29 protein-coding genes and 1 tRNA gene are annotated in these 20585 nt (G+C 57.1%); 13 read left to right on the top strand and 17 right to left on the bottom strand.

Annotated features, from left to right (window positions below):
• Positions 1 to 30 precede the first annotated feature (30 nt).
• Positions 31 to 1329, bottom strand: a complete 1299-nt coding sequence (locus D1823_RS07965) for a capsule biosynthesis protein (RefSeq protein ID WP_117869412.1) — start codon at positions 1327 to 1329, stop codon at positions 31 to 33.
• A 140-nt stretch (positions 1330 to 1469) separates the two neighbouring features.
• Here D1823_RS07965 and D1823_RS07960 point away from each other — a divergent pair, with 140 nt between their 5' ends.
• From D1823_RS07960 to D1823_RS07940, 5 genes are all read left to right on the top strand, one after another.
• Positions 1470 to 2057: a riboflavin synthase gene (locus tag D1823_RS07960; protein WP_117869411.1), complete on the top strand. Its 588-nt coding sequence runs from the start codon at positions 1470 to 1472 to the stop codon at positions 2055 to 2057.
• Between the two features lie 99 nt (positions 2058 to 2156).
• Positions 2157 to 3278 carry a 3,4-dihydroxy-2-butanone-4-phosphate synthase gene (gene ribB, locus D1823_RS07955; protein WP_117869410.1) on the top strand — a complete coding sequence of 374 codons (1122 nt, stop codon included), beginning with the start codon at positions 2157 to 2159 and terminating at the stop codon, positions 3276 to 3278.
• A 2-nt stretch (positions 3279 to 3280) separates the two neighbouring features.
• Positions 3281 to 3832 (top strand): 6,7-dimethyl-8-ribityllumazine synthase, encoded by a 552-nt coding sequence (locus D1823_RS07950; protein ID WP_117869409.1) that lies wholly within the window; start codon positions 3281 to 3283, stop codon positions 3830 to 3832.
• Positions 3829 to 4311, top strand: coding sequence for a transcription antitermination factor NusB (nusB, locus tag D1823_RS07945; RefSeq protein ID WP_117869408.1), 483 nt, complete (start codon positions 3829 to 3831; stop codon positions 4309 to 4311). The genes D1823_RS07950 and nusB overlap by 4 nt, the downstream gene beginning before the upstream one ends.
• Positions 4312 to 4370: 59 nt before the next feature.
• Complete coding sequence (locus D1823_RS07940) at positions 4371 to 4676, top strand: hypothetical protein (protein WP_117869407.1); 306 nt, start codon at positions 4371 to 4373, stop codon at positions 4674 to 4676.
• Positions 4677 to 4890: 214 nt separating this feature from the next.
• Here the strand turns inward: D1823_RS07940 and D1823_RS07935 are convergent, their stop codons facing one another.
• Positions 4891 to 5316 (bottom strand): SRPBCC domain-containing protein, encoded by a 426-nt coding sequence (locus D1823_RS07935; RefSeq protein ID WP_117869406.1) that lies wholly within the window; start codon positions 5314 to 5316, stop codon positions 4891 to 4893.
• Entirely contained in the window at positions 5309 to 5632 is a 324-nt protein-coding gene (locus tag D1823_RS07930; RefSeq protein ID WP_117869405.1) for a helix-turn-helix transcriptional regulator, read from the bottom strand. Before D1823_RS07930 ends, D1823_RS07935 begins: the two co-directional genes overlap by 8 nt.
• A gap of 114 nt (positions 5633 to 5746) precedes the next feature.
• On the opposite strand from D1823_RS07930, the gene D1823_RS07925 reads away from it, so the two are divergent.
• Positions 5747 to 6178 carry an MmcB family DNA repair protein gene (locus D1823_RS07925; RefSeq protein ID WP_117869404.1) on the top strand — a complete coding sequence of 144 codons (432 nt, stop codon included), beginning with the start codon at positions 5747 to 5749 and terminating at the stop codon, positions 6176 to 6178.
• A 2-nt stretch (positions 6179 to 6180) separates the two neighbouring features.
• Here the strand turns inward: D1823_RS07925 and D1823_RS07920 are convergent, their stop codons facing one another.
• Positions 6181 to 6369 carry a DUF6324 family protein gene (locus D1823_RS07920; protein ID WP_117869403.1) on the bottom strand — a complete coding sequence of 63 codons (189 nt, stop codon included), beginning with the start codon at positions 6367 to 6369 and terminating at the stop codon, positions 6181 to 6183.
• 77 nt (positions 6370 to 6446) lie between these two features.
• On the opposite strand from D1823_RS07920, the gene D1823_RS07915 reads away from it, so the two are divergent.
• Together D1823_RS07915 and D1823_RS07910 are read left to right on the top strand one after the other, a co-directional pair.
• Positions 6447 to 6929, top strand: a complete 483-nt coding sequence (locus D1823_RS07915; protein WP_117869402.1) for a GNAT family N-acetyltransferase — start codon at positions 6447 to 6449, stop codon at positions 6927 to 6929.
• A gap of 47 nt (positions 6930 to 6976) precedes the next feature.
• Positions 6977 to 7053: transfer RNA gene (locus tag D1823_RS07910), tRNA-His, on the top strand.
• 93 nt (positions 7054 to 7146) lie between these two features.
• On the opposite strand, the gene D1823_RS07905 is transcribed toward D1823_RS07910, so the two are convergent.
• The 12 genes from D1823_RS07905 to secG all read right to left on the bottom strand — a co-directional run bounded on the left by D1823_RS07905 (position 7147) and on the right by secG (position 16389).
• On the bottom strand, positions 7147 to 7953 hold the full coding sequence (locus tag D1823_RS07905; RefSeq protein WP_117869401.1) for an ABC transporter permease: 807 nt from the start codon (positions 7951 to 7953) through the stop codon (positions 7147 to 7149).
• Positions 7950 to 8837 carry an ABC transporter permease gene (locus tag D1823_RS07900; RefSeq protein WP_117869400.1) on the bottom strand — a complete coding sequence of 296 codons (888 nt, stop codon included), beginning with the start codon at positions 8835 to 8837 and terminating at the stop codon, positions 7950 to 7952. The genes D1823_RS07905 and D1823_RS07900 overlap by 4 nt, the downstream gene beginning before the upstream one ends.
• Positions 8838 to 8919: 82 nt before the next feature.
• On the bottom strand, positions 8920 to 9669 hold the full coding sequence (locus tag D1823_RS07895) for a transporter substrate-binding domain-containing protein (RefSeq protein ID WP_117869399.1): 750 nt from the start codon (positions 9667 to 9669) through the stop codon (positions 8920 to 8922).
• A gap of 32 nt (positions 9670 to 9701) precedes the next feature.
• Entirely contained in the window at positions 9702 to 10478 is a 777-nt protein-coding gene (locus D1823_RS07890) for an ABC transporter ATP-binding protein (RefSeq protein ID WP_117869398.1), read from the bottom strand.
• A 109-nt stretch (positions 10479 to 10587) separates the two neighbouring features.
• Positions 10588 to 11346 carry a phosphate/phosphite/phosphonate ABC transporter substrate-binding protein gene (locus D1823_RS07885; RefSeq protein ID WP_371415308.1) on the bottom strand — a complete coding sequence of 253 codons (759 nt, stop codon included), beginning with the start codon at positions 11344 to 11346 and terminating at the stop codon, positions 10588 to 10590.
• 5 nt (positions 11347 to 11351) lie between these two features.
• The gene (locus D1823_RS07880) at positions 11352 to 11789 is read right to left on the bottom strand and encodes a TerB family tellurite resistance protein (RefSeq protein WP_117869396.1); all 438 of its coding nucleotides are present in this window, start codon (positions 11787 to 11789) and stop codon (positions 11352 to 11354) included.
• 20 nt (positions 11790 to 11809) lie between these two features.
• Positions 11810 to 12259 (bottom strand): TerB family tellurite resistance protein, encoded by a 450-nt coding sequence (locus D1823_RS07875; protein WP_117869395.1) that lies wholly within the window; start codon positions 12257 to 12259, stop codon positions 11810 to 11812.
• A gap of 42 nt (positions 12260 to 12301) precedes the next feature.
• Complete coding sequence (locus D1823_RS07870; RefSeq protein WP_117869394.1) at positions 12302 to 12595, bottom strand: DUF1330 domain-containing protein; 294 nt, start codon at positions 12593 to 12595, stop codon at positions 12302 to 12304.
• Between the two features lie 75 nt (positions 12596 to 12670).
• Complete coding sequence (locus D1823_RS07865) at positions 12671 to 13447, bottom strand: isocitrate lyase/phosphoenolpyruvate mutase family protein (protein ID WP_117869393.1); 777 nt, start codon at positions 13445 to 13447, stop codon at positions 12671 to 12673.
• A 167-nt stretch (positions 13448 to 13614) separates the two neighbouring features.
• A complete protein-coding gene (locus D1823_RS07860) occupies positions 13615 to 14097 on the bottom strand; it encodes a bacterioferritin (RefSeq protein ID WP_117869392.1) in 483 nt (160 codons plus the stop codon).
• Positions 14098 to 14219: 122 nt separating this feature from the next.
• Positions 14220 to 15863, bottom strand: a complete 1644-nt coding sequence (locus D1823_RS07855; protein ID WP_117872794.1) for a CTP synthase — start codon at positions 15861 to 15863, stop codon at positions 14220 to 14222.
• A gap of 160 nt (positions 15864 to 16023) precedes the next feature.
• Positions 16024 to 16389: a preprotein translocase subunit SecG gene (gene secG / locus D1823_RS07850; protein WP_117869391.1), complete on the bottom strand. Its 366-nt coding sequence runs from the start codon at positions 16387 to 16389 to the stop codon at positions 16024 to 16026.
• A gap of 151 nt (positions 16390 to 16540) precedes the next feature.
• Here secG and nthA point away from each other — a divergent pair, with 151 nt between their 5' ends.
• The 5 genes from nthA to D1823_RS07825 all read left to right on the top strand — a co-directional run bounded on the left by nthA (position 16541) and on the right by D1823_RS07825 (position 19910).
• Positions 16541 to 17155: a nitrile hydratase subunit alpha gene (nthA, locus tag D1823_RS07845; RefSeq protein WP_117869390.1), complete on the top strand. Its 615-nt coding sequence runs from the start codon at positions 16541 to 16543 to the stop codon at positions 17153 to 17155.
• A complete protein-coding gene (nthB, locus tag D1823_RS07840; protein ID WP_117869389.1) occupies positions 17152 to 17829 on the top strand; it encodes a nitrile hydratase subunit beta in 678 nt (225 codons plus the stop codon). Before nthA ends, nthB begins: the two co-directional genes overlap by 4 nt.
• Positions 17826 to 18155 (top strand): nitrile hydratase accessory protein, encoded by a 330-nt coding sequence (locus tag D1823_RS07835; protein WP_117869388.1) that lies wholly within the window; start codon positions 17826 to 17828, stop codon positions 18153 to 18155. Before nthB ends, D1823_RS07835 begins: the two co-directional genes overlap by 4 nt.
• A gap of 223 nt (positions 18156 to 18378) precedes the next feature.
• The gene (locus D1823_RS07830; RefSeq protein ID WP_117869387.1) at positions 18379 to 19674 is read left to right on the top strand and encodes an adenylosuccinate synthase; all 1296 of its coding nucleotides are present in this window, start codon (positions 18379 to 18381) and stop codon (positions 19672 to 19674) included.
• Complete coding sequence (locus D1823_RS07825; RefSeq protein WP_117869386.1) at positions 19674 to 19910, top strand: DUF2842 domain-containing protein; 237 nt, start codon at positions 19674 to 19676, stop codon at positions 19908 to 19910. The genes D1823_RS07830 and D1823_RS07825 overlap by 1 nt, the downstream gene beginning before the upstream one ends.
• Here D1823_RS07825 and D1823_RS07820 read toward each other — a convergent pair.
• Positions 19901 to 20473, bottom strand: a complete 573-nt coding sequence (locus D1823_RS07820; RefSeq protein WP_371415299.1) for an N-acetyltransferase family protein — start codon at positions 20471 to 20473, stop codon at positions 19901 to 19903. The genes D1823_RS07825 and D1823_RS07820 overlap by 10 nt on opposite strands.
• Between the last annotated feature and the right edge of the window lie 112 nt (positions 20474 to 20585).

Genomic DNA, 20585 nt, shown 5'->3' with positions numbered 1-20585 from the left:
CGCTCAACTTCCAGTCACAGAGCATCCGGTCTACTCGACGATTTTCAACTGTGGCGTCTGCGCCTCGTTCTTGTTCAGAATGGCCTGATAGGGGTCGCTGCTGCTTAGCATCATGTCCACGGCGCGGCGCAACAATTGCCGACGTCCGCGCCGGGAATAAAAGCCGCCCGGAACCTGGCTGGTTTCCAGCAGGAATTGCCGATAGCTGCGATATGCTTCGACATCAGGCGCGTCAGGGTCAGCAAAAAACGCGGCGATCGACTGCTGCGATACGAAGTCGGTCTTGTCATAAACCGAACGCCCGAAAATCCGCAGCGGAATACCCCGCCACAAGACCTGCTGCCCCGCAGTGGAGTTCACGGTGACGGCCGAATTTGCCTCATCCAGTAAACTTGCCAGTTTGCCGCCGGGGACATAGTGAACACGGTTCTGTACTCCGTGTTTCCTGGCTATCTCCATGGCACGCAGGTGCAATGGTTCACGGTGGTTTTCCAGAGGGTGCTCTTTCACGACCAGTCTGTGGTGCGTCGGTGCGCCTTGCGCGAATCCGGCAATGACCAGCTCCAGAAAATCGGACATACAGGAGAAACGGGAATGGGCCTGAACCGAACTGTCATGCCCGAGTTGCAGCAGCACGAGGTGATATGGGAAGCCCCCCCATCTGACACGCGCCGTCGCAACGCTGCGTTGCAGGCGATGCACAGGCATCAACATCAGACGTTTGAAATACAATCTGAACTCCTGCGAAACCGACAGATCACGATGGCGCCTGAAATTGCGGTATCTCCTGTTCAGAAACATCACGAACCAATGATAGAGGGCGCCGTAGAAAATATGTTGCCGCATATCCCCCCAATGTGACGGAGGCGGAGGTGCCTTGCTGTCCGACTGGGCCAGAGCCTGCCGCATCTGGTCCACATCCAATGACATGAGACGCGAGTGCCCGTTTGATCCATCCCGCTCGTACGTGACCCACCAAGGCCGCAGATAACCTTCTTCGAAAACGTGAATGGTAAGCCCGTGCGACTTGGCGATCTCAACCGCCCGGGCATGCACAGGTCTTGTGTCGCCATAAAGAACGATATCCGTGACCGCCTTGTCGACAATCAATCGGTTCAGTGTTTTGGGCCAATCGCCGGGCTGGTTCTGAAATGCGATGAAACATGCCTTGTCAAACCAGAAGGCCTGATCGCCCGCATTGAACCCAACCCGCCAGACTTGCGCCCCCGTGGCGCGTAACATCTGCCCGAGCGCCGAGAAAAACGGCCCATGAGGCCCCTGAAGGAACAGGAAGACCCGATCATCTGAGCCTGAAGGCGTTTGCGGCATCTGGACTGCTCTTTTGGTTTTGTTGCTGAAACTATGCCTGTTTGGGCCTTGTACGGCAAGGTGGGGCTTGCCCGGGACGCCCATTGGGCTTACCTCGACGGTGAAAGTCAGACACAGGGTAGGAACTGAGGGTTAACGGAATGTTCACAGGGATCGTCACCGACATCGGAACTGTCACCGAGCTGGAACAGCAAGGAGATCTGCGCGCCCGGATCAGGACAGCCTATGACACGGCCAGTATCGATATCGGTGCCTCGATCGCCAGTGATGGCGTGTGCCTGACAGTGATCGCGCTGGGCGACGATTGGTATGATGTTCAGATCAGCGCCGAGACGGTTTCGAAGACCAACCTTGATACATGGGCCGTCGGCAAGCGTGTCAATCTGGAGCGAGCGCTGAAAGTGGGTGATGAACTGGGCGGTCACATTGTTTCGGGCCATGTGGATGGCGTGGCCAAAGTGGTCGCGGTCGAGGATGAAGGCGACAGCACACGTGTCACCTTGCGCGCACCGAAGGAACTGGCCCGGTTCATAGCGCCCAAAGGGTCGGTTGCGCTGAACGGGACATCGCTGACGGTCAATGACGTGAGTGATTGCGAGTTTGGCATCAATTTCATCCCTCACACCAAAGAAGTCACAACCTGGGGCGATGTCGGCGTGGGCGATCACGTCAATCTTGAGATCGATACGCTGGCCCGGTACGTCGCGCGTCTGGCCGAGATGTCCTGATACGTCGCGTCGGAAAGCACCTGCGCCGTTTGTGGACTGGTCTTTGCGCCCTCAGTGGTCTATTCCGCCGAGCAAACCTGCCATGTGAAAGGCTGCCCCATGAGCTTTGAAACCCCCGGACCGGTCGAGGCCCAGTTGCGCGACGCGATCAGCCCGATCGAGGATATCATCGAAGAGGCGCGTGCAGGCCGGATGTACATTCTGGTCGATCATGAAGATCGTGAGAACGAGGGCGATCTGGTGATCCCCGCCGAGTTTGCAGATGCCGAGGCGATCAACTTCATGGCTACCCACGGGCGCGGTCTGATCTGTTTGCCGATGACGGCGGAACGGATAGATGCGTTGGGACTGCCGATGATGGCCGTGAACAACTCGTCCCGGCACGAGACCGCCTTTACGGTATCGATTGAGGCGCGCGAAGGTGTCAGCACCGGGATTTCAGCCGCCGACCGGGCGCTGACCGTTGCGACCGCAATCAACGAACAGAACACGATGGCGCATATCGCCACCCCGGGGCATGTCTTCCCGTTGCGGGCAAAGCGGGGCGGGGTGCTAGTGCGCGCTGGCCATACTGAGGCCGCCGTGGATATCTCGCGCCTTGCCGGGCTTAACCCGTCAGGAGTGATCTGCGAGATCATGAATGCAGACGGAACCATGGCGCGCCTGCCGGATCTGGTCGAGATCGCCAAAGAGCACAATATGAAAATCGGCACGATCAGCGATCTGATCAGCTACCGGTCGCGCAACGACAATCTGGTTGTCGAGACCTCGCGTGAAACAGTCACCTCGGAATACGGTGGTGAGTGGGAAATGCGGATTTTCACCGATCAGACCCACGGCATTGAACATGTTGTCATGATCAAGGGTGACATCACCACACCAGAGCCTGTTCTGACGCGTACACACGCCCTGCACGAAGCACCTGATATCCTGGGTCTTGGTCCGAAGTCTTCCCGCGAGTTGCCGCGCGCGATGGAAAAAATCGCCGAGGAGGGACGTGGTGTGGTCTGCCTGTTCCGTCAGCCGCGCAACTCACTGTATGCGGTCGAGGATGAAGGCCCGCGCACCATAAAGCAAACCGGTCTCGGGGCGCAGATCCTGTCCAAGATGGGTATTCAGGAACTGGTGCTTCTGACCGACTCTCCTGAAACGGTGTATCTGGGGCTCGACGCGTTTGGCTTGTCCATCGTCGGCACCCGCTCGATTCTGAAGGAAGACTGAACATGGCTGAACAAGACAAACACGGGATTCTGCCGACACCCAGTTTCGACAAACCGGTGAAACTATTGATCGTGGCGGCCCCGTTCTACCGCTCGATTGCCGACAACCTGATCGCGGGTGCCACGGCTGAAATCGAAGCAACTGGCGGGACCTGTGAAGTGGTCGAAGTTCCCGGCGCGCTGGAAATTCCCACAGCCATCGCCATGGCCGACCGACAGTGTAATTTTGACGGCTATGTCGCGCTGGGCTGCGTCATTCGCGGTGAGACCACGCATTACGAAACCGTCTGCAACGATTCCAGCCGGGCCATTCAATTGATGGGCCTGCAGGGGTTGTGCATCGGCAATGGTATATTGACCGTCGAGAATGACGAACAGGCCGAAGTGCGCGCCAACCCCGAAAAGATGAATAAAGGGGGCGGCGCGGCCGCTGCGGCCTTGCATCTGATTGCGCTCAGCCGTAAGTGGGGCTCTTCCAAAAAGGGCGTCGGCTTCAAGCCGCCGTCCGAGTCCATCCTAGTGGCGGGCGACAACAACGGACCCACGACAGCATGACCAAGACAGACGCGCCGAAACCGGCCAACCAGAAACGCCTTAAGAAATCCGCCGCCCGGCTTTATGCCGTGCAGGCGCTGTTCCAGATGGAGCAGTCCGGGCAGACGACTGAAGCCGTCGTAAACGAGTTTCTGGATCATCGGTTTGGCGCGGTCTACGAGGGCGACGAGATGCTTGAGGGTGACAGCGCGCTGTTCCGCAAGCTGGTGGATGACGCCGTGAACTATCAGGCCCCAATCGACCAGATGACCGACCGTGCGCTGGTGGCCAAGTGGCCGATTTCGCGCATCGACCCGACCCTGCGTGCGCTGTTCCGCGCGGCGGGTGCGGAACTGACCCAAAGCGACACACCGCCCAAGGTGGTGATCACCGAGTTTGTCGATGTGGCGCGTGCCTTTTTCCCTGAAGGTAAAGAACCTAAATTCGTCAATGCCGTGCTGGATCACATGGCGCGGGAGGCTCAGCCCGAGGCGTTCTGACACGTTTACCTGAACCTGACATGCGCTAAAAAGAATGTCACAGCGCAAGGAGGTTCGCCATGCCCAAACTGATCCGCCTGTATATCACGCAAGTCGCATGGGGTTTTGTCATTTCTGCCGTGTTTGTCGGGGCGCTATTGGCGCTGAACGTCGCAAACCTCCGGCATCTGATCACCGGTTCGGAAATCGGCCTGATTGCGCTGGTAATGATCTGGTTCATGAACGGTATCGTTTTTGCGGGTGTTCAGTTCGCTTACAAGATCATGAGCATGGCCGAAAAGCCGCAGGGGCCACGTCGGGGAACGCCGCTCGTGCACAGCTTTGAACCTGCAGCGGTCAAGCAGGAAGTTCGCGCAGGGCGCTGATAAATCGGGTAAAGTGCGGCGGGACCACCAATCAACCGTGCGGTTTGATTCCCGAGGACCTGTATGTACAGGTGGGCGCCAGGTAATCAGGCCAGGACCTGAACAGAGCCAGCCCCCTTGGAATTGCTTAAGGCCACCAGAATGCTACCTGTCACAAGTAGGGCAGAACCCGCCAAGCGCTTAAGTAGGGCGTCTGACGGGTTCACACAAGGGGTCATGCATCAACAGTTTCGTGCAATGCAACACGCATCTTGCCGAAATGTTCATCCCAGCCTTTATCTAGGGCCAGGATCAGGCCAAATGCGTCGGCACCTTGTGGCAGACCTTCATGCAGCAGATCCAGGCGTGTTCCACCTGCCACAGGTTCCAAAGTCCACTTCACCGTGCTTATGGCGTCGCCCATAGGTTTCACTGTGAAAGTGTACTCCAAATACCTGGGAGGTTTGGCGACACGGACCTCTCCCCAAATCAACAAGTCGCCGCTTGTTGTGCCGAACATCTCAAGCTTCTGACCTTCCGTCAGCGTTTTTTCAGGTTTGTGGAACCATTCTGCCAGGTGGTCAGGTTCCGTCAGATAAGCCCAAACGGTTTCCGGTTCCGCCCTCAGGAAAATCGATTTCTTCAATACGGCATCAGTCATTTTGTTTCCTTTCAATAGCTTCTTTTAGTGAGTTCAGGCGATCGTCCCAGAACCGGTCGAAGTATCTGAGCCAGTCGAGCACGGGGGCCATCCCCTGTGGTTCAAGTCGGTTGATGCGTTCCCGCCCGCGCACTTCGACAGTGATTAGTCCGCCGTCGGACAACACGGTGAGGTGTTTTTTGACTGCAGCCCGGGTCATATCGAACCGATCGGTCAATTGCCCGATCGTCATGTCCCGAGACGAAAGCAGTTGTATGATGTCCCGGCGGGTGGGGTCGGCCAGGGCACGAAACGCGTTTTGAGTTTGGTTTTCCATTAGCAACCTCGCAAGGGATACCATTTGGTATTACATTATTGCGATACTGAAAGGTATCATGTCAAGGGGCAATGTCACTTTACTTTTGTTCACTTATTGTTCACATTTTCATACATGACTTTGGATCTGCAACCTGGACAGAAACTGGCGCGTGGTGTCGCGCGGCATCTTGCGGCGCATGGGTTTGTTTCCGTGGAGGAATTTGTCCCGACACGTGGCCTGCGCGTCGATGTGATGGGGTTGGGTCCCAAGGGGGAGCTGTGGCTGATCGAGTGCAAATCCAGCCGTGCCGATTATCAGTCGGATGCGAAATGGCAGGGCTATTTGGAATGGTGTGACCGATTCTTCTGGGCCGTCGACACAGAGTTTCCAACCGATCTGTTGCCTGACGAAACAGGCCTGATCATTGCTGACGCGTATGATGCGGAAATCGTACGTATGGCGCCCGAGGACAAAATTGCCCCGGCGCGGCGCAAGAAGATGATCCAGAAGTTTGCAACGGATGCCGCGCGACGCCTGCATGCGCTACGGGATCCCAGACTGTAAGATCAGCCTTTGACGGCGAGGGCGGCTTGTATCGCGGCGCGAATTTCGTCGGCGATTTCTTCTGCTTCTTCCGGGTCAAAATCCATCGGTATTTCGATGCCGTCAGCTTCGATGAACAGGCGGACCATACCCTGATCGGTCGGACCGATTTGCAGGTTTGCCTGAATGTCGCGTTCGGTATTGATGCCCATCTGTGCCTCCGAGACTGAGCGTTCCTGCTAGCGCGCACGGGGTTGAGAATCAAGTCACCTTTGCGGTCAGATGAGACATGGAAGACGCCGTTCTCAGATCCTTTCGCCCCGATGACGCCGCGTGGCTGGTTGAACAGCACGGTCTGCTTTATGCCCGGGACGAAGGGTTTGATGACAGCTTTGCCCCCTTGGTGGCCAGCATCCTTGATGATTTCATCGATAACAGTGACCCTGAGCTTGAAAGAGGCTGGATCGCGGAACGGGAAGGGCAGCGTCTGGGCAGTGTTTTCTGCGTTGCTGTTGACCGAAGTATCGCCAAGCTGCGCTTGTTCCTACTTGTCCCGGAAGCACGAGGGCTAGGACTGGGAAAGCGGCTTTTACATACGTGTACTGCTTTCGCACGCGAGGCAGGTTACCGGGAAATGGTCCTGTGGACACACGAAAGCCATACCGCCGCCTGCGCTCTGTACAAAGCGTCTGGCTGGGAGTTAATGGACAGCAAAGCGGTGCATTCCTTTGGTGTCGATCTTGTCGAACAAAGCTGGAAATTTCGGTTTTAATCCTCTTGCATTCCGCGGGCGTGTTCGGTACATCGCCCCTCACGAGTGCCGCCTTAGCTCAGTTGGTTAGAGCGCTGGATTGTGGATCCAGAGGTCCCCTGTTCAAGCCAGGGAGGCGGTACCACTTCCCTCCTGAATGTGCTGAAAAAAGCGCGCGGGTGCGTGTTGACTGTCGTTGATTTGGCTTTGTTTCCGGACGTGGTCGGCGCGCCGGAAATCAGCGCGCCAGATTCAGTTTGAACCGCATCTTGGCTTGCCTTGCGACCGGCAGGTGCCGGTTCAAGCACTTGTTGATCAGGCCAAAGACCCCGACGATCACCAGTGTCAGCAGGATGAAATAGAACGCCAGAATCGGGTATGGGATGAACGGGTTGAACGTCTTGTCGGCAAAATAACTGGCGTAGTACAAGGCGTCTCCACGTTGCTGCCAAGCTGGGAAAGCTGAAAAGAAGACCAGCGTTGTTGCGTGGAAGAGAAAGATTGCTTCGTTTGTGTAAGCAGGCCATGCAAGCCGCAACATGGTGGGCCAGACGATCCGGCGGAAACGCGCCCAACCGGACATGCCATAGGCATCCGCAGCTTCAATATCGCCTTTGGGAATGGATCGCAGCGCGCCATAGAAAATCTCGCCCGTATAAGCCGCGGTGTTCAGGAACAGAACGATCAGCGCGCCCAGCCAGGCCGCGGTAAAGGCGTCGAACATCGGATTGGATTTCTTCAGCGACAGGAACAGGAAATAGGCGAAAAAAAACTGGATAAACAAAGGCGAACCGCGGAACAGGAAGATAAACCATTCCGAAGGCTTGCGGAGCCATTTGTTGCTGGATGCCTTACCTACTGCGAGGGCGGTGGCCAGGAAGAACCCGGTCGCCAGAGCCATGATCCCGAAATAGACATTCCAGATCATGCCCGACCCGATCAGTGTGAATTGCTCACACAGGGTGAAGTCAGTCTTGGGCAGCAGACGCTCGCCAATACCGAGGGACCGCAGGCCATAATCTTGGATTGTCTGCAAGCAGCTCATGCCGTGGTCTCCTTGCGCAGAAGCTCGCCGCCTGATGTGGCCTGTCCGTGGGACAGCCTCCGCATCAGCTTCTCCAGCCCAAGTTCAGACACACGTGTCATGCCGAGGTAGAAGACAAGCAGGAACAGGAAGTACCACATGCGCCAGTCGCCATGCGGATACTGTGTAAATTTGGAGGTCTTGGTGCCACCTAGCTCGCGGGCCCAATAGACGATGTCTTCAATACCTAGCAGGAACAGCAGCGGTGTGGCTTTGATAAGGACCATCCAAAGGTTCGACAAGCCAGGCAGGGCGTAGACCCACATCTGCGGCACAAGGATGCGCCAGAACGTCTGGCGACGGGACATGCCATAGGCCTCGGCGGTTTCAAGCTGTGCGTGGGGAACCGCGCGCATTCCACCAAAAAGAACGTTAGCGGCAAACGCGCCGAAAACGATTGAGAAAGTAATAACAGCCAGGAAAAAACCATAGGTTTCATGCATCCATTCCGGTGCGGTCCCCAATGGCAGCTTGGCCGCCTGACAGACGATAAAATCATTTCCCTGACGGATGGGGTCGGTCCATTCAGGGCACAGGATCTTATGCCGCGTCCATTCGAACGCCTGGTCCAAGGCTATCACGAAAAACAGGAAGAAGGCGATATCCGGAACACCGCGCACAATGGCAATATATCCATTACCCAGCCAGCTCAGGGGTGGGAAATGTGATCGGGCGGCCATTGCGCCCATAAAGCCAAACGCCAACGCGACCGGCGCGGTCACCGCCAGCAATCCCAGCACCTTTAGGAATGACAGGTAGAAGGACCAGTGAACACCGTTGGTCAGGTAGCAAGAGAACCAACGGAATGTTCCGAGCGTGTCAGGGTCAGCGCAATAGGAAAACATGAAGCGTCTTTCGAACGTCGTACCCGGTTATTCCGCCAGGCAGGGTTCGGCGCGATGGACGCGCCGAACCGCTTGATACGGATTAGTTTGTAACGACCGAACCGTCAGCGTTGTAGGTCGGAACGCCTTCGCCGAACCACTTGGTGATCAGTTCGTTCAACGACCCGTCCGCTTTCATCGAAGTGATCGCCTCGTCGAACTTACCGCGCAGTTCGCCATCCGATTCACGGATGCCCAGTCCGATGCCGCCGCCCAGCGGGACGTCATCGCCAACGAAGACCAGCTCTCCGGCGGATTCTTCTACGATCGGCACCAGGAAATCCTTGTCGGCAAACACGGCATCGGCTTCGCCGTTACGGACGGCAGCGATAGTTTCTTCCGGAGTTGCAAACTCGACCAGAGTCGCGCCCGATTCAGCCACGTGGCCAGCCTGAATGGTCGCAGTCTGTGCGGCAACGACGCCGGTGGTGACATCAACACCGTCCGATGCACCGACATAGGCCGAAGCCGCAGGCGGGAAATAGTTCTGGGTGAAGTCGATGACTTCGTCACGCTCGTCGGTGATCGACATGCCCGCGATGATGGTGTCGTAGTTGCCCGAGACCAGGTTCGGAATGATCGAATCCCAGTCGTTCTTGACCCACTCGCATTCCAGGTTCGCGCGCTTGCACAGTTCGTCGCCGACTTCACGCTCGAAACCGTCGATTTCGCCGGCATCGTTGATGAAGTTGTACGGAGGGTAGGCGCCCTCGGTCCCCATGCGGACCGTGTCGGCCATGGCGATACCGGCGGTCAGTGCCAGTGCGGCAGTGGACAGAATCAGGTTTTTCATTGGTTACTCCCCAGTTTGGTTCTGTTTTGAAGTTAAGCCGCCTGAGTGGCGGAGAGAAAGCCCCGAAGCCTTTCGGATTCGGGTGACGTAAAGATATCTTCCGGCGTGCCTTCTTCTTCGATCAGGCCTTGGTGCAGGAACACCACGTGGCTTGAGATGTCGGCGGCCATTTTCATGTCATGCGTCACGATGATCATGGTGCGCCCTTCAGCGGCCAAGTCCTTAATTACCTTAATGACTTCCTGTTCCAGCTCGGGATCCAGTGCCGATGTGGGCTCATCGAACAACAGGGCCTCGGGTTCCATGCACAGGCCGCGGGCGATGGCGGCACGTTGTTGTTGTCCGCCGGATAGCTGAGCGGGGTAGACATCGCATTTGTCGCCGATGCCTACTTTCTCAAGGTATTTGCGGGCGCTGTCTTCAACCTCGGCCTTGTCACGCCCCAAAACAGTGACCGGAGCTTCCATCACATTTTGGAGAATGGTTAAATGAGCCCAAAGGTTGAACTGCTGGAACACCATGGACAGGTTCGTGCGGATACGCAGAACCTGCTTGGGATCTGCTGGGCGGCGCCCATGGCTTTGCCCGGTCCACTTGACCGGCTCACCCTTGAAAAGGATTTCGCCCTGTTGGCTGTCTTCCAGAAGGTTGCAGCACCGCAGAAGTGTCGACTTCCCCGAGCCGGACGACCCGATCAGCGAAACCACGTCACCGCGATGTGCCGTGATATCCACCCCCTTCAACACCTCTAGATTTCCGAAGCTTTTGTGAAGGTCTTTGATTTCGATGACGGGATCAGTTTCTGTCACGGGCAGTCCAGTGGTTGGTGGTGTTGGTCCGGTACTAGGGCCGAAAAAAAAGGTCAATGCAATGCGCAAATGACAGAATCAAGCGGAGAAACACCCAAATTGGTCAAAATCAGTCAACAATTTGGGCAGTCGTTGATCTGCCATCTTTGGGGGAAGGCGGAGTGGGAACAGCAAGATAGTGGGCTGCGGGAATGTCGATCAACCCGCGAATATGCAGCAATCGTTGATCATCGTCACAAAGCTGGTCAATTGCGGCCCGAACAGCGCCTGCAATGACCCGCGGATTCCGACCCATCGATGTGATGTAGGGAAGGGTCGGAGTCGGTGACGTCCTTGCCAGTTCGCGCAGTTTGGTCCCCAGATTGGTGTGCTGTTGCAGCATCAGCCACGTCAGTATGTCCAGCGCGGCAAAGTCGGCTTTGCCGTCTTCGACGGCTTGGGCGGACAGTGCATGCCCACCGGTTTCCAAAAGTTCGGCGGGGCTCAGGTTTGCATGGGACATGTGTGTAATCGGGGCTGCCCAGCCGGATTGGGACAAGCCTTCATTATACGCGAACACGCCGGTGCTCAGACCCGCCAGATCCCGGGCGTCGTCATGCCGGGCCACAAAGACCGAGCAATAGTATCCGGGGGGACACCCGGGCAGGCCATAATCCGGGGTGCCAACCAGTTGGACATCGCCATGCAATTGGGTTCGGAACGGCATGCCACAGGTTTGGGCCAGAACCAGGTTCGGGTCTCGCCAGACCTTCCACATATCTTTGTCGCGGGTAAGGTGTTCGGGGCCTGATTCCAGTTGGGCGCGAATCAATCCCCAGAACCGGTCATTGGCTGCTTGTAGGGCGGGCATGTCATACATGCCCAGCATTGCACTCACGACTTAGCAGCCTTTTGACGTGCCAAAGCGGAGTCCACATCACTGACGCCCAGAAGACTGACAACCAGACGCAGCAGCGAATCTTCCTCGCTTGTGCGGTGCCCATCGGCCAGAGCCACGGACCACAGCGCCTGAACGACAGCCAAGCGGTCTTCATAGGCAACCGCCTCTTTTATGGCTCGGGTAAAGCGGACGGTGTCCGGGGCTTCCGCCTCCAGATTTTCGGCACGTGCGCGCAGGGCAGCACTTTCGAACGGAGACAGGCCGAAACGTTGCGCCGAGATTCGGTCTATCCGAGCCATTTCGGTATCGGAATAGTCATTGTCGGACCGCGCCAGACGCACCAGCAGGGCCGTCAGGGCGAGGCGGGCGTCATCATCGACAAGCGGATCGGGCTGAGGCTGCGTGAGCCTGGAAAGAAATTCACTGAACATGTGTTAGATATAGCGAGCGCCTAACTCACATCCAAGCGACTTTGAACGCGTTCACGTGCGGCCTTACTGTCGTTGAAGCTCAACCCCATGGCGACGCGGGCTTCTTCGACAATTTTCATTTCACCTTCGTCGGACGTTCCGTCGGCCAGAACGACTTCCCAAAGTGCATCCAGCGCGGCCAGACGCTCTTTCAAGTCCGTTGTTTCCCGGATCAGTTTACCGAATGTATCGGTTTCAGGCGCAGCCGCATGGAGCTTTTCGCACGTGGCGCGAACCTTGGCCGCTTCGATTGCATTATGCTGGTAGAGACGGGCCAGGATTTTGTCGATCAGGCTGATCTCTTCCAGCTTGTAATCCCGATCGGCCTGCGCCACACGCACCATGAGCGCGCCCAGAGCAAGTTCGGCATCCGGGTCCGGTAGATGTTCATGCTGAGGCGGTCTGAACGCCTGAAAGAACTTTTTCAACATGGCTACAAGTTATTCCATATTTTGTGGCAGGCCAAGCGTAGACTACTCGTCATAGCCCTGAATGATCACAAGATCGCCCATCGACACCGGGGCGCGCAGAGCTTTGGCTTTCTGGTATGCTTCGCTTTCGTAACAGGCAAGCGCATCTTCATAGCTGGGAAATTCTATTACAACGGTTCGCGCGCGCGCCGCTCCTTCCTTCACTTCACGTTTTCCACCCCGCGTCAGAAAGCGTGCACCATAAGCTGCAAAGGGTCCCGCATTTGCAGCGATGTATGTCTTGTATGTGTCCATGTCGTTCGCATCGACATGTGCGACCCAATAGCCTTTCACCAGGCTTGCCTCCTGTTCAGTTTCAAAGGCAGGGTGATGAGAAATGCCGCCAATTGCAATCCTGCAACCTCAGGATGATCAGGTGCGGTAGTGGATAGCGGCGTGCGCCTGATCTGTTAACCATTTGATCATCTGGCGATAAGGAACCGGACCATAGCTGACGCGCGCAACCCCCAGTTCAGCCAGGCGTGGTGTGCCGGGGGTGCCGGGCAGGGCGATGATGTTGACGGGCAGATTTGACCTCTCGCACAGATGGCCGATCATTATCTCGTCTTTCAACCCCGGAGCAAAAAAACCGCTGGCCCCCGCTGCTTCATAGGCCGAAGCACGTGCAATGGCATCGTTCAGCATGGCCTCATCATGTGTTTCTGCCGGAGACTTCAGGAAAATATCGGTTCTCGCGTTGACATAGGCAGCTATACCCGCGCTTTCGCAGGCCTCTCGCATGGCCTCGACGCGCTTGGCCTGAACCGCTGTATCGTACAGCCCGTCACCGCCGATGATCTGATCTTCGAAATTGAAACCAACCACGCCGCAATCCAGCGCACGCTTGACGTTTTGCGCGATACCTTGCGGGTCTTCGGCATACGCCCCTTCGAAATCCAGTGTCACCGGAAGATCAACCGCTGAAACGATGCGGCGCGCATTGTCCAAAGCGACCTCTAGCGGGATGTTCTGCCCATCGCCAAAACCTTGTGCCATGGCAACAGGTGCGCTGCCGGTAGCAATGGCTTGCGCGCCTGCATCCCGCACCGCGCTTGCACTTCCAGCATCCCAGATGTTGAACAGAATGACGGGGTCGCCCTTTTTGTGAAGGCTGGTAAAGGTCTTCGCGCTTTGGGATTGATCGCTCATCGGGGCTCTCCTGTCGTGGTGTGATCAACAGTTAACCCCATGGGGGCAGACCGAGTAGAGGTTTTTTGCACTGGAACGTCACATTGAAGTGACGGAAACCGCATCGCTCAGACCATGATAAGATGGTTTGAGCGATGCTGGTGTTTGGGCAAGCGATCGTAGGTGCTTCAGGCGTCGTTTGCTACACCGGATACGAATTTAGCGCTGAAGTTGGCTTCACCCAGGCGTTTCAGCAGGTTCAACTGTGTATCTAACCAGTCTTTGTGACCTTCTTCTTCCAACAAGATGCGTTCGAACAGGGTCCTTGATCCTACATCCCCGACCTCGGCGGCCTGCAGCGCGGCGTTGGTATAGAAGTCGACCGCCTCGGTTTCATCCTTCAGGTCCGCAGCGAACATGTCTTCCAGAGAAGCCGCGGCTGCCGGGCTTTTCTGAAACGCAAGTTCGGGCACGCCACCAAGGAACAGGATACGCTCAATGAACGCGTCGGAGTGGCCCAGTTCTTCCTGCATTTCAGCGCGCATTTTTTCCGCAAGGATATCAAGGCCCCAGTCTTCCAGCACATGGGCATGCAGCTGATACTGGTGCGCCGCCGTCAGCTCCATGTGAAGCGCTTGTTGAAGGTTGGTAATCGTTGTTGCGTTGCTCATCGGAAATCTCCTGAAACTCTGAACGGCATCGAACGTGTGAAGCAGAAATTCTGCTTACACACACAGTTAAGAGATCAGTCCACACAAAACAACGCGGGGTGACAGTCCGACACAGCCCGGTGTCAGACCAGGCGCGAAGTGTCTTTCGCAGCGCGTACAAAATCGCGGAAGAGGGGATGCGGGTCGAACGGTTTGGATTTCAATTCCGGATGGTACTGCACGCCGATGAACCATGGGTGATCCGACCATTCCACGATCTCTGGCAAGCGACCGTCCGGCGACATGCCCGAGAAATTGAGCCCCGCCTTTTCAAGCTGCTCACGGTACTTGATGTCCACCTCATAACGGTGACGGTGGCGCTCCTCGATCTGTGTGCCGCCATAAACCTCAGCGACTTTCGATCCCTCCGCCAGCACCGCGTTGTAGGCGCCCAGGCGCATGGTGCCGCCCTTGTCGTCGCCGACCTTGCGTTCGACCTTGTGGTTGCCCTGCACCCATTCCTTCAGATGGTACACGACAGGCTCAAAACGCTTCTTGCCGGCTTCGTGGTCGAATTCCTCTGAACCCGCTTCCTTGATACCAGCGGCATTCCGAGCGGCTTCGATCACGGCCATCTGCATACCCAGGCAGATGCCCAGATAGGGGACCTGGTGTTCGCGCGCATATTGGGCTGCCTTGATTTTTCCTTCTGTGCCGCGCTCACCAAAGCCTCCGGGGACGAGGATGGCGTGGAAACCTTCAAGATATGGTGCGACGTCTTCGTTATCGAACACCTCGGCGTCGACCCACTCGACCTTGACCTTGACCCGATTTGCCATGCCGCCATGAGTCAACGCTTCGGCAATCGACTTATAGGCGTCTTCAAGCTGAGTATACTTGCCCACGATGGCAACTTTCACCTCGCCCTCGGCGTTGTGTATGCGGTCGCTGACATCTTCCCATTTGGCCAGATCGGGTTTGGGTGCAGGGCTGATCTGGAACGCGTCCAAAACGGCCTGATCCAGACCTTCGCGGTGATAGGCCAGAGGGGCGTCATAGATGGTGCTCAGATCCTGCGCTGCGATCACACTGTCGGGGCGCACATTACAGAACAGGGCAAGTTTTTCGCGTTCCTTGGTCGGGATCGGCCCTTCAGAGCGGCAGACAAGAATGTCAGGCGCCAGACCGATCGAGCGCAGTTCCTTCACCGAGTGCTGTGTCGGCTTGGTTTTCAGCTCACCGGAAGCCTTGATATAGGGCAGCAGTGTCAGGTGCATGAAAAGGCACTGACCGCGCGGCTTGTCCTGACTGAACTGACGGATGGCTTCGAAGAACGGCAGGCCCTCGATATCGCCCACGGTGCCGCCGATCTCACACAGCATGAAATCGACCTCGTCCTCGCCGATGGCGATGAAATCCTTGATCTCGTTGGTGACGTGCGGGATCACCTGGATGGTCTTGCCCAAGTAGTCGCCGCGGCGTTCCTTTTCGAGCACGTTGGAATAGATCCGGCCCGAGCTGACCGAGTCGGTCTTGCGCGCGGCCACGCCGGTGAAACGTTCGTAATGGCCCAGATCCAGATCGGTTTCGGCCCCGTCGTCGGTGACGAAAACCTCACCATGTTCGAACGGCGACATCGTGCCGGGATCGACGTTCAGATAGGGGTCCAGCTTACGCAGGCGTACCGAGTATCCCCGGGCCTGCAACAAGGCGCCCAACGCCGCCGAAGCCAGTCCCTTGCCCAAAGACGAAACCACACCACCGGTGATGAAAATAAAACGCGCCATGTTTTTCGGCTGCTCCCGTGAGACGTCAAAATCAGCTGCCCGACGGTTTACGAAAAACCGCTGCATCACGGGACTTTACGTATAAAGGATTCGCGCCCAAAGCGCAAGAGAACCGCAAGATGCTGTTGCAGTTCTCTTTTGAGTTTCTAAGTGTAGTGGCTTAGTCCGCTTGCGGGATCAGCGGTGCATTGTCGTCCTGTGCAGGCGGCAGAAGGTCATCCGCCGCCGGAACCGCCGGTGTGCTTTCTTCAGTCGAAGCCGGAGCCGGAACGCCCAAACGGTCGATCACCGAGCTGCCCGAAGACTTCTGAGCCGCCAGAATGGTCAACGTTATCGAGGTTACGATAAAGCAAGCGGCGAGGATCCAAGTCAGTTTGCCCAAAGCGGTCGCTGCTGCACGGCCTGTCATGGCACCACCGCCACCACCACCCATGCCAAGGCCACCGCCTTCGGACCGCTGCAACAGAACAACGGCAATCAGGCCCAGAGCCAAAAGAAGGTGGATAATGAGAACGACGTTTTCCATGGTGGTCCTGTACAGCGTGGCGTGTATCGCGTGGTACTTATGCAAGTTTGCCAGCGGGGGCAAGTCAGGAGTTCGCATCACCGCACGTGATGCATGATATCACGGTAAAGGAGCTGGACAGAACGCCGATGCGTGACGCAGGCTGCGGCCTATGCCACATGACGACCACGACCACCCGCACGCCCTTTTGCCGCCTGAACCCGCATTGCGTGTCAAAGCGCTTGAAACGATTCTGACCCGCAAAGGTCTGATCGATCCAGCGGCTCTGGATGAAATCATCGACACCTATCAGAACAAGATTGGCCCGCAGAACGGCGCGCGGGTTGTTGCCAAAGCCTGGAGCGACCCAGCTTTCAAGGCCGCTCTTTTGGAAGACGCCACCCCGGTGGTCGCGGATCTCGGCTATTATGGTCGCCAGGGCGAACACATGGTTGTTGTCGAAAACACGCCGGCCCGGCACAACATGGTCGTCTGCACCTTGTGCAGTTGCTATCCTTGGCCTTTGCTGGGTATCCCGCCGGGCTGGTACAAATCTGATGCCTACCGGGCTCGTGCGGTGCGTGAGCCCCGCAAAGTACTGGCTGAATTCGGCGTCACCTTGGACGAGGGAACTTCCGTACGGGTCTGGGATTCGACGGCCGAGGTTCGCTACCTCGTTCTGCCGATGCGTCCCGAAGGCACAGATGGGATGAGTGAGGAGGAACTTGCTGCGCTTGTGACACGCGACAGTATGATCGGCACGGGCCTGCCGAAGGTCCTTTCATGACCCGCGTTCATGACATGGGAGGCCGGTTCGGAGATGGTCCGATAAGTCCCGAAGCCGAGAATGCACCGGTTTTTGCCGAAGACTGGAACGCACGGGCACTGGCAGTGACACTTGCATCCGGCTTTCTGGGGCAGTGGAACATCGACATATCTCGCCACGCACGCGAACGGCTGTCCCCGAAAGACTACACGCGGTTTTCGTACTATGAGAAGTGGATATCGGGCCTGGCTGACCTGCTGGTAGAACGCGGCGTTCTTACCTTGGCCGACCTGCGGGGCGATGGGAATGACGTACCGAGTCCACTGGCAGACAGGAGGCTGAAAGCGGAAGCTGTTTCTGCTGCTTTGGCCAAAGGTGGGCCGGCGGACAGGCCCTCGACGGTGTCGATGCGGTTTTCTGTCGGGCAACAGGTTGTCACAAATCGCCCCGCAGCAAATCGGCTTGTAGATGGCGGCCATACGCGCCTGCCGATCTATGCGTCTGGTGCCAAGGGCCGAGTCCTGCGCCTGCACGGAACCCATGTCCTGCCTGATTCCAACGCTCACGGGCTGGGCGAAGCGCCTGAACCGATTTATGCCGTGGCATTCCCGGCATCGGAGCTTTGGGCCAACCCTGAACACCCCGATGACGAAGTCGTATTGGACCTCTGGCAAAGCTACCTGGAGCCGGCATGAGCGATTGCATCACCCACAGCGCACCCGATCCCGTCTTTGCCGAGCCCTGGCACGCTCAGGTATTCGCTGTCACCGTGGCGTTGAACGAGGCCGGTCGGTTCGAATGGCCCGACTGGGCCACCCGGTTTTCGAATACGTTGAAGCGCCACGGACTCTCTCGAGAACTGGATGGAGGTGACGATTACTTCAAAGCATGGGTGGAAACGCTTGAGGGGTTGTTGGCCGAACAGGGCACTGCGCCGCAGCAGGATGTAAAACAGTTATGTCAATTCTGGGAAGAAGCATATCTGACGACACCTCATGGGCAACCGGTGCATTTGCGTTGATGTCGGGTAGGGGGCTCTGCCCCGCCGCCCGTTCCGAGAGACTCCCCCGGGAAATTTTTTGCCAGATGAAGACGGGGATCCGCTTTTCATCTGGCTATAAATATCCCCGCCTGAGGCATCGCGCGTTCGCGCGATTTTCATCTGCGGCGAAATATCGGTTTCCCTGCCGTTTGCGCCCCGCTATATGAGCCGGGTTTGATAACTCAGCGCAAAAGGACCGGATATGGCCAACGTGGTTGTTGTCGGCGCCCAGTGGGGTGACGAAGGAAAAGGCAAGATCGTCGACTGGCTCAGCGAACGGGCGGATGTGATCGCGCGTTTTCAGGGCGGACATAACGCCGGTCACACGCTGGTGATCGATGGAGAAGTCTACAAACTGCATGCGCTGCCTTCCGGTGTCGTGCGCGGTGGCAAGCTGAGCGTCATCGGCAACGGCGTCGTGCTGGATCCCTGGCACTTGCTTAAGGAAATTGCGACCATCCGGGCGCAGGGTGTGGAGATCACCCCCGATACGTTGATGATTGCCGAGAACACCCCGCTGATCCTGCCGATTCACGGTGAGCTGGATCGGGCGCGTGAAGAAGCGGCAAGCAAAGGCACCAAAATCGGCACTACAGGTCGTGGGATTGGACCGGCTTATGAAGACAAGGTCGGGCGCCGTTCCGTGCGTGTCGCCGATCTGGCGGATGAAGCCACGCTCGAAGCACGGGTGGACCGCGCTTTGCAGCACCATGACCCGCTGCGCAAAGGTCTGGGAATCGAACTGGTCGACCGCGACGCGCTGATTGCCCAATTGAAAGAGATCGCGCAGAGCATTCTGCCTTTTGCTGCTCCGGTCTGGAAAGTTCTGAACGAAAAGCGCAAAGCCGGAAAACGCATCCTGTTCGAAGGGGCGCAAGGGGCGCTGCTGGACATCGATTTCGGCACCTATCCGTTCGTGACCTCGTCCAACGTGATCGCAGGTCAGGCCGCGACAGGGGTCGGGATTGGACCGGGATCGATCGATTTTGTGCTGGGGATTGTAAAAGCCTACACCACCCGTGTCGGCGAAGGCCCATTCCCGACGGAACTTGAGGATGCGGATGGTCAGCGCCTGGGTGAACGTGGGCATGAATTCGGGACAACAACAGGTCGCAAACGCCGTTGCGGATGGTTCGACGCGTGCCTGGTCCGTCAGACCTGTGCGACCAGTGGCGTGAACGGTATCTCTTTGACAAAACTGGACGTTCTGGATGGGTTCGAAACTCTGAAGATCTGTACAGGGTATGAGCTAGACGGTGAACGCATGGACTATCTGCCGACAGCGGCTGACCAGCAGGCCCGTTGCACACCGATCTACGAAGAAATGCCGGGTTGGAGCGAATCGACCGAAGGCGCGCGCAGCTGGGCTGATTTGCCGGCCAATGCGATCAAGTATGTGCGCCGGGTCGAAGAGCTGATCGAATGCCCTGTGGCCCTTCTGTCCACCAGCCCGGAGCGGGACGATACCATTCTGGTGACCGACCCGTTTGCTGATTGATGAAGAAAGAGCAGAAAACAGGTCTGAGTTACAAGGCGCGCCGGCGCTGGTCGTTGGTTATTCTTGTGATCGGCCTGCCACTTTACGTTGTGGCGGTGGTGACGGTTTTGAACTGGCTGGAGCGCCCCCCGATATGGGTGGAACTTCTGGTCTATATCGTTCTGGGCATTCTTTGGGCCCTGCCGTTCAAGTTCGTTTTTCGCGGGGTTGGCAAAGAAGACCCGGATCAATCCTGAGCCTCGTTTGATGTGTGCACATGGTTGGGCCAGTTGAGCACTGCGCGTGTAAACGCGTGGTACTCGCCTGTGATTTCTTTGGCCATACTAAACGGTGTCGGCCACGGAGTGGTCAGGGTAGCCTCGACCTGACCCGGTACAAGGGTCAGCTTGGCGTTGTGCTTGGCGGCCAAGCGCCGCATTTTTTGGTTTGCCGCAAGGCAAAGCATGTGAACTTCTCTGATCCCCCGATTTTGGGCGACCGTAATGAGGCGTGACAGCAATGCGTCGCCGATGCCCCGATCCTGCCAGGCCTTCTCTACGGTAAAGGCTACTTCGGCAACGTGGTGTTTATGGTCAGGTATCAGGCGCAATTCTCCTAGACCACGCAGGCAAGGATCCGGGAATGCTCCGAAAACGAATGCTGCATCAGCAAACATGTTGGAAAGGTAGTCTTGCAATCCCTGCGGCTGAACAGGCACTCCAAAGCGCGACAACAATATCTCTTCATCCAACTTGTTGAAATGGTGTTTAACTAAGGCCTGATCGCACTTCCGAAGTCGGCGGATTATGACGTCTTGCATAGCGTTGCCCATGTCTGAAACGGATATCATGACGAAAATACTATCGTATGATCATACCATATTTCTGCACTGCAGCGTCACCCGTTGAGTGGTATTATTGAAAAAATTACTC

Source organism: Ruegeria sp. AD91A, assembly GCF_003443535.1.
Taxonomy (GTDB): domain Bacteria; phylum Pseudomonadota; class Alphaproteobacteria; order Rhodobacterales; family Rhodobacteraceae; genus Ruegeria.
Note: the sequence above shows the minus strand (reverse complement) of the source record. Positions and strands in the feature narration are given on the sequence as shown.